The 12,367-nt window shown below is 63.5% G+C and carries 12 protein-coding genes; 5 read left to right on the plus strand and 7 right to left on the minus strand.

Annotation, left to right across the window (positions count from 1 at the left end):
* Positions 1 to 4: 4 nt before the first annotated feature.
* Together PAN31108_RS23230 and PAN31108_RS23235 are read right to left on the minus strand one after the other, a co-directional pair.
* Positions 5 to 1,126 carry a metallophosphoesterase gene (locus PAN31108_RS23230; RefSeq protein ID WP_150671158.1) on the minus strand — a complete coding sequence of 374 codons (1,122 nt, stop codon included), beginning with the start codon at positions 1,124 to 1,126 and terminating at the stop codon, positions 5 to 7.
* Positions 1,127 to 1,376: 250 nt separating this feature from the next.
* Positions 1,377 to 1,778 carry a nucleotide pyrophosphohydrolase gene (locus PAN31108_RS23235; protein ID WP_150671126.1) on the minus strand — a complete coding sequence of 134 codons (402 nt, stop codon included), beginning with the start codon at positions 1,776 to 1,778 and terminating at the stop codon, positions 1,377 to 1,379.
* An 89-nt stretch (positions 1,779 to 1,867) separates the two neighbouring features.
* Here PAN31108_RS23235 and PAN31108_RS23240 point away from each other — a divergent pair, with 89 nt between their 5' ends.
* The 4 genes from PAN31108_RS23240 to PAN31108_RS23255 all read left to right on the plus strand — a co-directional run bounded on the left by PAN31108_RS23240 (position 1,868) and on the right by PAN31108_RS23255 (position 6,260).
* A complete protein-coding gene (locus PAN31108_RS23240) occupies positions 1,868 to 2,215 on the plus strand; it encodes a 2Fe-2S iron-sulfur cluster-binding protein (protein WP_150671127.1) in 348 nt (115 codons plus the stop codon).
* 66 nt (positions 2,216 to 2,281) lie between these two features.
* A complete protein-coding gene (gene ettA / locus PAN31108_RS23245) occupies positions 2,282 to 3,949 on the plus strand; it encodes an energy-dependent translational throttle protein EttA (RefSeq protein ID WP_150671128.1) in 1,668 nt (555 codons plus the stop codon).
* 168 nt (positions 3,950 to 4,117) lie between these two features.
* Complete coding sequence (locus PAN31108_RS23250; RefSeq protein ID WP_150671129.1) at positions 4,118 to 4,915, plus strand: 3-hydroxybutyrate dehydrogenase; 798 nt, start codon at positions 4,118 to 4,120, stop codon at positions 4,913 to 4,915.
* A gap of 163 nt (positions 4,916 to 5,078) precedes the next feature.
* The gene (locus PAN31108_RS23255) at positions 5,079 to 6,260 is read left to right on the plus strand and encodes a DUF3734 domain-containing protein (protein ID WP_150671130.1); all 1,182 of its coding nucleotides are present in this window, start codon (positions 5,079 to 5,081) and stop codon (positions 6,258 to 6,260) included.
* Positions 6,261 to 6,358: 98 nt separating this feature from the next.
* Here PAN31108_RS23255 and PAN31108_RS23260 read toward each other — a convergent pair whose 3' ends face one another.
* The 5 genes from PAN31108_RS23260 to PAN31108_RS26510 all read right to left on the minus strand — a co-directional run bounded on the left by PAN31108_RS23260 (position 6,359) and on the right by PAN31108_RS26510 (position 11,735).
* A complete protein-coding gene (locus PAN31108_RS23260; protein ID WP_150671131.1) occupies positions 6,359 to 8,197 on the minus strand; it encodes a chemotaxis protein CheW in 1,839 nt (612 codons plus the stop codon).
* Positions 8,194 to 8,721 (minus strand): chemotaxis protein CheD, encoded by a 528-nt coding sequence (locus PAN31108_RS23265; protein ID WP_150671132.1) that lies wholly within the window; start codon positions 8,719 to 8,721, stop codon positions 8,194 to 8,196. The genes PAN31108_RS23260 and PAN31108_RS23265 overlap by 4 nt, the downstream gene beginning before the upstream one ends.
* Positions 8,705 to 9,547 (minus strand): CheR family methyltransferase, encoded by an 843-nt coding sequence (locus PAN31108_RS23270; RefSeq protein WP_150671133.1) that lies wholly within the window; start codon positions 9,545 to 9,547, stop codon positions 8,705 to 8,707. Before PAN31108_RS23270 ends, PAN31108_RS23265 begins: the two co-directional genes overlap by 17 nt.
* 30 nt (positions 9,548 to 9,577) lie before the next feature.
* Positions 9,578 to 11,275, minus strand: coding sequence for a methyl-accepting chemotaxis protein (locus PAN31108_RS23275; RefSeq protein ID WP_150671134.1), 1,698 nt, complete (start codon positions 11,273 to 11,275; stop codon positions 9,578 to 9,580).
* A gap of 178 nt (positions 11,276 to 11,453) precedes the next feature.
* Positions 11,454 to 11,735, minus strand: a complete 282-nt coding sequence (locus PAN31108_RS26510; RefSeq protein WP_174995117.1) for a hypothetical protein — start codon at positions 11,733 to 11,735, stop codon at positions 11,454 to 11,456.
* A gap of 247 nt (positions 11,736 to 11,982) precedes the next feature.
* On the opposite strand from PAN31108_RS26510, the gene PAN31108_RS27050 reads away from it, so the two are divergent.
* On the plus strand, positions 11,983 to 12,108 hold the full coding sequence (locus PAN31108_RS27050; RefSeq protein ID WP_281350147.1) for a hypothetical protein: 126 nt from the start codon (positions 11,983 to 11,985) through the stop codon (positions 12,106 to 12,108).
* Positions 12,109 to 12,367: the final 259 nt, after the last annotated feature.

A 12,367-nucleotide genomic window follows, 5' to 3' on the forward strand; every position in this document is an offset into this window, starting at 1 on the left:
AACGTCATGCCTTGCCCGGCGTGCCCGGCACGAGCCGGATGCGCGTGATTTCGGACGGGGCGCCGAAGCGTTTCGGCGGGCCCCAGTAGCCGGTTCCCCGGCTCACATAGATCGCCAGTCGGCCCAACCGGTGCAGGCCGTGTACAAACGGCTGTTGCAGGGGGACGAAGTACATCCACGGCCAGAATTGTCCCCCATGCGTGTGTCCGGACAGTTGCAGATCGAAGCCGGCCGCCTGCGCCGCCGGCGCGCTGCGCGGCTGATGGGCCAGCAGCACGCGCGGCACGCCCTGGGGCGCACCGGCCACGGCCGCCATCGGGTCGCTGCGCTTCGCTTCGTCGAAATGGTGTGCCGTGAAGTCCGTGACCCCGGCCACCGTGAGCGACGCGCCTTCGTGTTCGAGCACCACATGCTCGTTTTCGAGCACGGTGAGGCCGATGCGTCGCAACTCTGCGACCCAGGCGGGCGCGCCCGAGTAATACTCGTGGTTGCCCGTGCACACGTAAGTGCCGTGGCGCGAGGTGAGTTGCCCGAGCGGTGCGATGTGATCGCGCAAGGCCGGCACGCCGCCATCGACCAGATCGCCGGTGATGGCGACAAGATCCGGCTTGAGTGCGTTCGATGCTTCCACGATCGCTTCGATGTAGCGGCGCCGGATCGTCGAACTCACGTGAATGTCGCTCAGTTGCACGATGGTGAAACCTTCGAGCTCGGGCGGCAGGTCGGCAATGGGAATGTCGACCTCGACGACACGCGCCAGACGCCGGGCGTTGTAGAAGCCAAGCACTGTCGAGGCCGCGGTCAGGATCAGCACGATCACGGCCGAGCGGGCGACGAGTTGCGCGTCGAGCGCGGAGAAGGCCATCGCCACGCCGAGCACGACATCGCGCAGCAATGTCAGCACGAACAGCGACGAAAAGATGCCGATGGCCGTCATGCCTGTCCACGTGAGGAGCGTGGCGAGCGGCTCCCTCTGGATGGCGCGGCTCATCAGGCCGAGCGGAATCAGCACGGTCGAGGCGGCGAGCCAGAGGCCGCCGAGCACCTTCCAGCCGAGGGCGACCGGCAGCGGCGTGAGCAGCCGCCAGCCGATGTAAGCATGCAGCAAAGCGATGATCGCGAGCATCAACCAGCGCGGGCGCGCGGGCAACGTGCGCTTGGACGGCTTGCCGTGCGTGTGGCCCGCGCCGGGCGAGGTCTGGGTGGCCTGCGAAGCTTGACGGGGTTGAGACATAGCGTTGTCGGATCGGAATTCGGGGCGGACTCTTGCGGTTATGCGGGCGCGACGCCCGATTGCAAGGGGGGCGGCATCGACGTCGGTGCCGGCGCACGGGGCCATGCCGCTTTGCGCATCCGCTCGCCCCCGCCCGGTCGTCCTACGTCTTTGGCGCCGGATACTTCTGCGCGTTCATCACAAGCTTCTCGGCCACCGCGCGATTGAGGTCGACACCGAGGACCATCGACAGGCGCACGAGGTACATGGCGATGTCGGCGAGTTCCTGCTCGACATGCCGCGCCTCCTCCGTTTGCATCACGGCCTTGGCTTGTGCATCCGTATGCCACTGGAAGATTTCGACCAGTTCAGCGACTTCGACCGACAACGCCATCGCGAGGTTCTTGGGCGTGTGATGGCGATGCCAGTCACGGGCATCGGCGAACGCATGCAACTCGGCCTCGAGCCCGGCGGTATCGATAAGATGAGCGGCGGGACGCGCAGTGACGGGTGGCGACGCGTCGGCGGCGGCCGGCGGGCGGAGATCCTTGGGGCTTGTGGACATGGGATTGGGGACTCGGAAGTAGGGTATGGTAGCGCGTTGGCGCAAGTCGCGCCGTGTAGCGTTTTGATCCCCGTCGCGCCGTTCATTCCTTGGACTCTCCCGTTCCCGCCAAACCCCAAGCCGCACCCGCTGCCGGGCCATACCGCGTCACGCTGCTGCCGTCCGGCTGGCAGTTCGATGCGCCGGCCGATGTGCCGATCCTGCTCGCGGCGCAGGCGGCGGGCATCAAGCTGCCGAGTCTGTGCCGCAACGGCACGTGCCGCGCCTGTCTGTGTCAGGCGCGCACCGGCGGCGCCGGCGCACCGGTCACTTACCGGATCGAATGGCCGGGACTGTCGCGCGACGAGAAGGCGGACGGCTGGTTGCTGCCGTGCTGCGCCTACGCGGGCCACGACCTCGTCATCGACGCACCCGATGCTGTGCGTGCTGCGCTTTGATAAACTTGCCGCTGTCTGGCGCTCGCCCGTGAGCCGTCATAACCGTTTCAGGATCAGGAAAGCCGAATGGCACAGTACGTATTCAGCATGAACCGCGTGGGCAAGATCGTGCCGCCCAAGCGTCACATCCTCAAGGACATCTCCCTGTCGTTCTTCCCGGGCGCCAAGATCGGCGTGCTGGGTCTGAACGGCTCGGGTAAATCGACGCTGCTCAAGATCATGGCGGGCGTCGACAAGGAAATCGAGGGCGAAGCGATCCCGATGGCGAACCTGAACATCGGTTATCTGCCGCAAGAGCCGCAACTCGACCCGGAGCAGACCGTGCGCGAGGCCGTCGAAGGCGGCATGGGCGAGATCATGGAAGCCCGCACGAAGCTCGACGAAATCTATGCCGCCTACGCCGAGCCGGACGCCGACTTCGACGCGCTGGCCGCCGAGCAGGCCAAGTACGAAGCGATTCTGGCCGCGAGCGACGGCAACAACATCGAGCAGACGCTGGAAGTCGCCGCCGATGCGCTGCGTCTGCCGGCATGGGACGCCAAGATCGGCGTGCTCTCCGGCGGTGAAAAGCGTCGCGTGGCGCTGGCCCGCCTGCTGCTCTCGAAGCCGGACATGCTGCTGCTCGACGAGCCGACCAACCACCTCGACGCCGAATCCGTCGACTGGCTTGAACAGTTCCTCACGCGCTTTCCCGGCACGGTCGTCGCCGTGACCCACGATCGCTACTTCCTCGATAACGCTGCCGAGTGGATTCTCGAACTCGACCGCGGCCATGGCATTCCCTGGAAGGGCAACTACAGCTCGTGGCTCGATCAGAAGGAACAGCGTCTGAAGCAGGAAGAGTCGAGCGAATCGGCGCGTCAGAAGGCGCTCAAGAAGGAACTGGAATGGGTGCGCCAGAACCCGAAGGGCCGTCAGGCGAAGTCGAAGGCGCGTCTCGCCCGTTTCGACGAGCTGAACAGCCAGGAATACCAGAAGCGCAACGAAACCCAGGAAATCTTCATCCCCGTGGGTGAGCGTCTGGGTAATGAGGTCATCGAATTCAAGAACGTGTCGAAGGCCTTCGGCGACCGTCTGCTGATCGACGACCTGAGCTTCCAGGTGCCGCCGGGCGCCATCGTCGGCATCATTGGCCCGAACGGCGCCGGTAAGTCGACTTTCTTCAAGATGCTCACGGGTCGCGAACAGCCGGACAGCGGTGAGATCAAGGTCGGCCCGACGGTCAAGATGGCATACGTCGACCAGAGCCGCGATGCGCTGGACGGCACCAAGACCGTGTTCGAAGAGATTTCGGGCGGCGCCGACGTGCTGACCGTGGGCAAGTACGAGACGCCGTCGCGCGCCTACATCGGCCGTTTCAATTTCAAGGGCTCTGACCAGCAGAAGCAGGTCGGTTCGCTCTCCGGTGGTGAGCGCGGCCGTCTGCACATGGCCAAGACGCTGATCTCCGGTGGCAACGTGCTGCTGCTCGATGAACCGTCGAACGATCTGGACGTCGAAACCCTGCGTGCACTCGAGGACGCGCTGCTCGAGTTCGCCGGTTGTGTGATGGTCATCTCGCACGATCGCTGGTTCCTCGATCGTATCGCCACGCATATTCTGGCCTTCGAAGGCGACTCGCACGTCGAGTTCTTCCCGGGCAACTATCAGGAGTACGAGGCGGACAAGAAGAAACGCCTCGGCGAGGAGGCAGCAAAACCGAAGCGAATCCGCTACAAGCCGATCGCGCGGTAATGCAGGAAAAGGCGCCGCAAGGCGCCTTTTCTGTTTGTGCGGCGGCCAGGCACGCCCGCATTGTGTTCTCGGGGTATGCCAGATCGCCATCCGCCAGTGTCCGACGCGTCGTGCGTGAGCTTTCACGCGCCGCACGACCCGCCATTTTGACGAATCAGGAGTGTGCAAATGAGCCAGTCAGTGAATCAGTTGAATGGGAAGGTCGCCGTGGTGACCGGGGCCGCCAGCGGCATCGGCAAGGAGATTGCATTGACGCTGGCACGTGCCGGTGCCGCCATTGCCATCGCCGATCTGAATCAGCAGGGCGCCGATGCCGTCGCCGAGGAGATCAAGGCCGCTGGTGGCCGAGCGATCGGTGTGGCGATGGACGTCACCAACGAGGACGCCGTGAACAGCGGTATCGACAAGGTTGCACAGACGTTCGGCGCGATCGACATCCTGATTTCGAACGCGGGCATCCAGATCGTCAATCCCATCGAGAACTACGCGTTCTCCGACTGGAAGAAGATGCAGGCGATTCACGTGGACGGCGCGTTCCTCACGACCAAGGCGGCGCTCAAGCACATGTACCGGGACGACCGCGGTGGCATCGTCATTTACATGGGCTCGGTGCACTCGCATGAGGCATCGCCGCTGAAGTCGGCCTACGTGGCGGCCAAGCACGCGTTGCTCGGGCTGGCGCGCGTGCTGGCCAAGGAAGGCGCGAAGCACAATGTGCGCTCGCATGTCATCTGCCCGGGCTTCGTGCGCACGCCGCTCGTGGACAAACAGATTCCGGAGCAGGCGAAGGAACTGGGGATTTCGGAAGACGAGGTCATCAAGAAGGTGATGCTCGGCGGCACCGTCGATGGCGTGTTCACCACGGTCGACGACGTGGCGCAGACGGCGCTCTTTCTCGCCACGTTCCCGACAGCCGCGTTCACCGGGCAATCGTTCGTGGTAAGCCACGGGTGGTTCATGCAGTAACTCGGTCGGCGCCCGGTGGTTCGCCGTCCCCCGGGAGCCGTCGCCGCATGCATCGCATTCAAGGCATTCACGGCATTCACGGCATTCACGAAATTCACAGCAGGCGTGTGCCGGAGTGGTGTCAGCCCTTCCGGTTCACGCAACACGCATCAGGAGAACGGTCATGACGGCCAACCCGCCGAAAGTCCCCAAACGCGCCATCGATCTGCCGCCTTACGAGACGGTGGCGCTCGTCTTGCAGGGTGGCGGTGCGCTCGGGGCTTATCAGGCCGGGGTCTATGCCGGGTTGTACGAAGCGGGCATTGCGCCGAACTGGATCGCGGGCATTTCCATCGGTGCGCTGAACACCGCGATCATTGCGGGCAATGCGCCGGAGCGTCGGGTGGCGCAGCTCGAAGCGTTCTGGCGGACGATTTGCGAGCCGGGCGTCTTTCCGCCCTTGCCGGCGCCGGTCGAGGCGGCCATCCTCAACGGTCCCGAATCCGGGCGCATTGCCTACAGCGCATGGCAGGCGTGGCGCGCGCTGGTCGAGGGGCAGAAGGGGTTCTTCACGCCGCGCTGGCCGCAGCCGTTGCCGACCGCCATGGGCGACCCGGCGCATGCGAGCTATTACGACACGTCGGCGCTGCGCGGCACGCTGGAGCGGTTTGCCGACTTCGACCGGATCAACTCGCGTGAAATTCGTGTGTCGGTCGGGGCGGTGAATGTGCAAACGGGCAACTTCGTGTACTTCGACAACACACGCGAGCGGTTGCGTGCGGAGCACTTCATGGCGTCGGGTGCGTTGCCGCCGGGGTTTCCGGCGGTGGAGATCGACGGACAGTATTTCTGGGATGGCGGACTGGTGTCGAACACGCCGCTCTCGGAAGTGCTGGGCACGTCGCCACGGCGTGACACGCTCGCGTTTCAGGTCGATTTATGGAGTGCGCGCGGGCCGCTGCCGGACAATCTGAACGATGTCGCGGGTCGGCAGAAGGACATTCAGTTTTCGAGCCGAACGCGTCTGGTGACGGACAACCTTCAGCGCGCGCAGCACTATCGTCGGGTGCTGCGGGAGGTGCTGGACCGGGTGCCGGCGGAGGTGCGTGCGCGCGATCCGTGGTGTCACGCGGCCGAGGAGATTGCGTGCAGCAAGCGGTACAACGTCATCCAGTTGATTTACCGCAACAAGGAATACGAGGGGCACTACAAGGACTACCAGTTCGGCCTGGCGACGATGCTGGACCATTGGGGGAGCGGCCTCGACGACATGCGCCGCACGCTCGCGAATCCCGACTGGCTGGCGATGCCCGACGATGCGCGCGGTTTCGTCACGCACGACATTCATCGTCATGAAGTGATCTGACGTCGGCATACTACCCCTGCGGCGTGCCCCCCGACACGCCGCAGGGCCCTACGACCGGCGCTCGCGATTCGCCGGCACTTCTTTGACAGGTCGGCCGCTCACTGCGCCAGCGCCGTCTCCAGCCGCATCTTGAGCGGTTGCAGATCGAGCAGCATGGCGGTGCGCGCCGCGCCGTCCGCCGCCGGCAATTCCACCGCCTCGCGCATGTCGTTGCGCATCTCGTGCGTGGCGCGTCCGAGTAGCAGCGCAGGCACCGGTAATTTGTCCGCGTCGTCAAGCGTTACGATGTTCTCGATGGCGTCGACCAGCAATCCGAACTTGTCCTTGCCGTGCTCGATGACGAGAATCTTGCGCGTTTGCGTATCGTCCTGCGCCGGCATGCCGTACAGCGCACGCAGATCGACGATCGTCACCAGTTCGCGGCGCAGATTGAGCATGCCGCGTACGAACGAAGGCGACCCCGGTGCCGGCATCACCTCCGGCGAATCGTGGATGATTTCGCGCAACTGGTCGAGGCGCACCGCGAGCATGTGTTGCAGACGAAACGACACGTAGGCATGACGCGTGCCGCGCGACGACTTTGCGCCCGCACCGCGCCAGGCACCATCGCCCGCCGTCGCCCGCTGCGCGGGATCCGTCTCGCGATACAGCTCGCGATGCCCGCGCGTGAGTTCGAGCACCTGCGAATGCGTGAAGAGTTCGTCTGCGTTGAGCAGCACGATGTCGTCCGCCGCCTCACGCGCAATGCATCCCGAGAACAGTTGCGCATGCGACGCGCTGAACGACGGCATCGCCAGCAACTCGTCGGCAAAATAGGTGACGATGCTATCCACGGCATCCACCAGCAAGCCGAAATGCACGTCTTCCTGTTTGACGATCAGAATACGACGCGGGTCGGACGCCGTGCCGGCAATCTCCGCATCCGGACGGCTCGCCTGCAACCCCAGAAAGTGCGCGAAGTCGATGACCGGCACGACCGTGCCGCGCAGGTTCAGCATGCCGACGCAAAACACGCTCGCCAGGGCCGAGTTCTGCAAATCGGGAATGCGGATGATTTCGCGAATCGCGCCCATCGGCAACGCCAGGCGCGAGTGCTCGACCGTGAACGACACACATTGGAGCCGCTGACGCTGCTGGCGGCGCTGCGGTGCGGTGAGTGCCTGACGCGCGAGCAACTGCGGCATGTTCTCGATGCGCACGAGCGCGGCGGGAGCGAGGATCTGCAGGATGCGATCGCCGCCGTCGAGCTTGATCGCACCGGAAACCACGTGCGGTGCGGTATGCGACGGATCGTATTCGAAGCCCGTGCGTTGCGATGCCCGCACACGCAGGATCTCGCTCGTGCTGTCGAACAGTAACCCGACCCGTACGCCGTCCACGTCGACGATGGCGATCTTCTCCGTCATCGGCGTCGTTATCCCCTTCACGTTCCCCGCAATCGCCAGCAATGGCTTCAGATCGACGATCGGAATGAGCGTGCCGCGCAGATTGAACAGGCCAAGCAAAAACGCCGGAGCGAGCGGCACGGGCGTGACGCGCGCCGGGTAATTCACGACCTCCTGCAACGCGGCAATCGGCAGGGCGAATTCCACATCGCCCAGATGAAACGAGCCGAAGACCTCGACGTCGTCCGAACGCGCTGCGCGGGACGAAGCGGACGAACTGGACGAAGCGGGCGTCGCGAGCGGTCGCGCTTGCGGCGCAATGGAAGCTTCGTGTGCCTGCGGGGCGTCTGACGCACGTCGGTCCGGCGCCTGCGGTGCATGGCCGACACGCGTCGTCATCCCCGGCAGGGGGCCGTAGGCCGTCGTCCCGTAGCCCGTCGTCTCCCGATACCCCTGATACCCTTGATACGGCGATATCGTTGGCGGTAAAACCGTCGATCCGGCGATGACGTCGCGTTGCAGAAACGGAAATCCCGGTGTCCGTGCATTCATGATTCCCGTCCCACGAGTCTGAGCGCCGGGCGACGCGGCATCGCTGCGCCGCCGTTGGAGCCGATGGTGCGCACCACGAACGCGTGATGCGCGCAGTCGATCATCAGTTGCCGGCCGACCTCGCCGCCGACTTCGACGTGCACGATCGGGATGCCCGTCTCGGTGATCAGCGCCTGAGCCATTTTGGCGTTGGCCACACCGATCAGCCCATGTTTGGCCGGCGGCTGGTGCGGCATCATATTGCCACCGCCTGCGATCACGGCTTCGATTTCGCTGCGACGCGCGCCGTCCGCCTTCATCAAGGCGAGCAGCGACGGCACCGCCTGCGTCACATACTTCGCACCGATGGCAAGCATGGGTTGCGGCGCTTCGGGCAGCAGACAATGTGCGAGACCGTAAAGACCGCGCGCACGCCACATCAGCGCGATGCCGACGCACGAACCGAGGGTCGCGCGCAGCACGTCTTCACCGCGCCCGATGCGCACCTCGCCCATCAACACCTGAATGTCATGCGACTGCCCCATTCGATGCCCCCTGATTGCGGTAAATGAGCGGTTGCTCGAACTGATAGCCGGTCGAGAGTCGCGAGAGCGACTCGGATTCGCCGACGATCAGCACGCCTTCGGGGGTAAGCGTGCGCCGTACGTTTTCCAACACCCGTTCCTGATCGCCCGCCTCGAAATAAATCAGCACGTTGCGCAGCATGACGAGATCGAAGGCCTCGCGATAGGCCAGACGCTGATACAGGTTGTGCTCCGCAAACGATACATGGGCGCGCAGCGCCGGCGCCACGGTGAAGCCGCCCGCGCAAGGGCGGAAGTACTTCGCGAGCATGGCGGGACGTTGCTGCTTGAGACCGTCGATGCTGCGCCCGCCATAGTTGCCGGCCGTCGCGACGGCCAGCACCTGACTCGAAATGTCGGTCGCATGAATCTGATACTGGAAGCCCGCGTGACGCGTGCGGAATTCTTCGCAGATCATCGCCGCCGAGTAGGACTCTTCTCCGGACGACGCCGCTGCCGACCACATCCGGAACGTGCGACCCGGGTTCGCCGCCTGCCAGCGTGGCAGGTAATGCTGGGCGAAGTAATCCCACACGCGCGGCGTGCGAAAGAACGTGGTTTCGTTCGTGGTGACGAGGTTCACGAAGTTGCGCACTTCGTCAGGCGTGTTTTCGAGCAACGCCAGATAGTCGCGATAGCAGCGTAGCGATAACGTGCGCAGGCGCGGGCGCAGACGGCCCTGCAACATCGTCCACTTCTTCTCGTTCATCGAGATGCCGGTATGCCGGTGGACAGCGCGCAGGAGTGCTTGCTGGGTGACGGCGTCGGCGTCGGCTTCGATTTCCATATCGGGCCCTCCTGGTGAACGTGGGGAGGCTTACACCTTGAATCGCGACACGGTGCGATCGAGCTCCTCCGCCCCCTGGTTGAGGCCGGTCGTCGCCTGCGCGATGGTCTCGCACGCCCCCGCCGACTTCTCCGTCTCTTCAGCGACGTGCTGGATGGCGAGGCTCACTTCGCGCGCCGCAACGAGTTGCTCCTCGGCGGCGCACGAAATTTCGGAGATCGCTTGCGTGGTGCGCGATACGCCGTTCACGATCTTCTCGAACGCTTCACCCGCCTGACGCGATACGTCGCTGCCTTGCGTCACGCGCTTGGTCGACTCGTTGATGAGCTTGGAGATTTCCTTGGTCGCCTGCGACGACCGCTCCGCGAGCTTGCGCACTTCGTCGGCCACGACCGAGAAGCCTAGGCCGTGCTCGCCGGCGCGCGCCGCTTCGATAGCCGCGTTGAACGCGAGCAGGTTGGTTTGCCCCGCGATCTCGCCGATGACCTTCACGATCTCGCCGATGTCCTCCGAGGACTTGTTGATCAGTTCCATCGCTTCGATCGAACGCGCGATGGCGCGCGAGCCGGTCTCTGCTTCCTGTTGCGTCGACTTGGCAAGCTGGTCCGCGCCTTTGGTGTTGTCCGCAATCGAGTTGATCGACGCCGTCAGTTCCTCGATGGACGCATTCATTTCCTCGACCGTCGCGCCCAGCGCCTGCGCGCCCGTCGCCACGGTATTGGCGCGGTCGGCAATGTCGCGCGACGCGCCGGAGAACTCGCCCGCCGAGTGGACCACCTTGCCGATCACGCCGCGCAGGTCGTCCATCATGTGACGAATGCCGTCGGCCAACTGGTCGATCGGGTCGGCGCCCGTGACGGTGATCTCGCCCGTGAGATCGCCGGCCGCCGCGCGATTGACGGTATCGAGCAGCAACGCCACCTTGCGCTGATCCTCCTCGGCCCGCCGCTTCACGCTCGCTTCCAATTCGACTTGCTGCGTGATGTCCGTAGCGAACTTCACGACTTTATATGGCCGGCCGTTCGCGTCGAGGATCGGGTTGTACGTGGCCTGGATCCAGATTTCGCGTCCGCCTTGACCCATGCGCTTGTAGCGGCCGGCGTCGAATTCGCCGCGATTGAGCTTGGCCCAGAAGTCGCGGTACGCGTTCGAGGCGACGTAATCCGGCTCGCAGAACATCCGATGGTGTTTGCCGCGAATCTCGTCGAGCGAGTAGCCGAGCGTTTTCAGGAAGTTGTCATTGGCCGTGATCACGGTGCCGTCGAGATTGAATTCGATGACGGCCTGCGCGATGTCCATGGCGCGCACTTTGCCCTCGAACTCTGCCTGACGGGTGCGATCTGCCGTGATGTCCGTGGCGAACTTGATGACCTTGTAGGCGACGCCGTTGGCATCGAACACCGGGTTATACGACGCACGGATCCACACTTCGCGACCGCCTTTGCCGAGGCGCTTGTATTCGCCGGCGTCGAACTCGCCGCGCCCGAGCTTGGCCCAGAAATCGCGATACGCGGTGGACGCTGCGTACTCCGGCTCGCAAAACATCCGATGATGCTGGCCTTGAATCTCGTCGAGCCGGTAGCCGACCGTTTGCAGGAAGTTTTCGTTGGCGTGAAGAATGCGGCCCTGCAAGTCGAACTCGATGACGGCCTGCACGCGGTTGAGTGCGGCGGTGACAGCCTGTAGTTCCTGTTGTTCCATCTGGAATTCAGGCGTGGCGATTTCCATGACTATTCCCCTGAGACGCTTGCCCCGGCGCGTGTCGTGCGGCCGTCACGAAAAGGATCTGCGCATCCCCCCCAATTGAGAACGCAGTCCTCTATAGACGCGATTACGACAGCGAAATAGGCAACTTGAGATCGGTGCCTACCCGCATCTGGTTAATGCCGATAACGGGAGAAATCGCTTAGAAAACCGCACCCAATAAGGCTTTAAAGATAAATGAATCGCATAGGAAGGCGAAGCGGTTATAGCGTCGATACATTTCAAACGCACAGATGAAATGAAAACACAAAGGCGCATGCACGTTAGCGGTGCAGGAAATGGGCGTGATCGCTTGTCGGAATCCATGACCGGCAAGGATCGGAGAGATGGGAAAAAAATCCTCCTCCCGTGTCTGCAACGGGAGGAGGGTTTGAGTTAAAGCCGCACTCTTCGGGGCATTTGAAAGGGCGACGGGAAAGAACATGCAAGCCTCATGCCAGGCGGACCGGATCCCGGAAACCCGCATGGCGTCTGGATCTCTCCGGCGGGCGAGGCACACCGGGGGCGCGATGTTACGGCCACACACCTGCCGTGTTACGTAACAAAGTGCGACACATTGCCCGTTTGGCAACCTTCGCTTACACGGCTTACACACGCGTGATGGGCTTCCTACAGGCGCGGCGATATAAAGAAAGCGAACGGATTCGCGTTCGTCCCTGTGGAGTCAGATCATGAAGTTAGTCGTTGCCGCATTGCTTGCCGTTACCCTTGCCGGGTGTGTCGTCGTTCCGGAGCGGCCGTATTACGGAGGGTATTACGGCGGCTACTACGGACATCGTTGCTGCTATCGCTATTGATGCCCAAATCGATATTTTCCGGTGAAGTGATTTTCATTTCGTTGCATGAGAATGCAGGGGATATCGGGGTTTTAAGGGGGGTTAATGGGGTTTAAGGGGGTGAGGGGGTAAGGGCTTTTAAGGTGAGCCACGCCAATTCGAAATCGACCAATGCATTCGCGCGCAATCACGCGTGGCGCTTCGAGGCATGGGCGAGGTGTCATGCGGACATTGCATGAGTGACGGCGACACCGATGGCAACGATTTGCTGAGGTGGCGG

The sequence above is a fragment of the Pandoraea anhela genome, from assembly GCF_902459655.1.
In the GTDB taxonomy this organism is placed as follows: Bacteria; Pseudomonadota; Gammaproteobacteria; order Burkholderiales; family Burkholderiaceae; genus Pandoraea; species Pandoraea anhela.

Excerpts from the sequence above, each read along its gene's own strand:
- PAN31108_RS26510 (WP_174995117.1), bottom strand. The coding sequence starts at position 11,735 with ATGTTCTTTCCCGTCGCCCTTTCAAATGCCCCGAAGAGTGCGGCTTTA.
- ettA (WP_150671128.1), top strand. The coding sequence starts at position 2,282 with ATGGCACAGTACGTATTCAGCATGAACCGCGTGGGCAAGATCGTGCCG.
- PAN31108_RS23230 (WP_150671158.1), bottom strand. The coding sequence starts at position 1,126 with ATGCTCGCGATCATCGCTTTGCTGCATGCTTACATCGGCTGGCGGCTG.
- PAN31108_RS23235 (WP_150671126.1), bottom strand. The coding sequence starts at position 1,778 with ATGTCCACAAGCCCCAAGGATCTCCGCCCGCCGGCCGCCGCCGACGCG.
- PAN31108_RS23250 (WP_150671129.1), top strand. The coding sequence starts at position 4,118 with ATGAGCCAGTCAGTGAATCAGTTGAATGGGAAGGTCGCCGTGGTGACC.
- PAN31108_RS23260 (WP_150671131.1), bottom strand. The coding sequence starts at position 8,197 with ATGAATGCACGGACACCGGGATTTCCGTTTCTGCAACGCGACGTCATC.
- PAN31108_RS23275 (WP_150671134.1), bottom strand. The coding sequence starts at position 11,275 with ATGGAAATCGCCACGCCTGAATTCCAGATGGAACAACAGGAACTACAG.
- PAN31108_RS23255 (WP_150671130.1), top strand. The coding sequence starts at position 5,079 with ATGACGGCCAACCCGCCGAAAGTCCCCAAACGCGCCATCGATCTGCCG.
- PAN31108_RS23265 (WP_150671132.1), bottom strand. The coding sequence starts at position 8,721 with ATGGGGCAGTCGCATGACATTCAGGTGTTGATGGGCGAGGTGCGCATC.
- PAN31108_RS23270 (WP_150671133.1), bottom strand. The coding sequence starts at position 9,547 with ATGGAAATCGAAGCCGACGCCGACGCCGTCACCCAGCAAGCACTCCTG.
- PAN31108_RS27050 (WP_281350147.1), top strand. The coding sequence starts at position 11,983 with ATGAAGTTAGTCGTTGCCGCATTGCTTGCCGTTACCCTTGCCGGGTGT.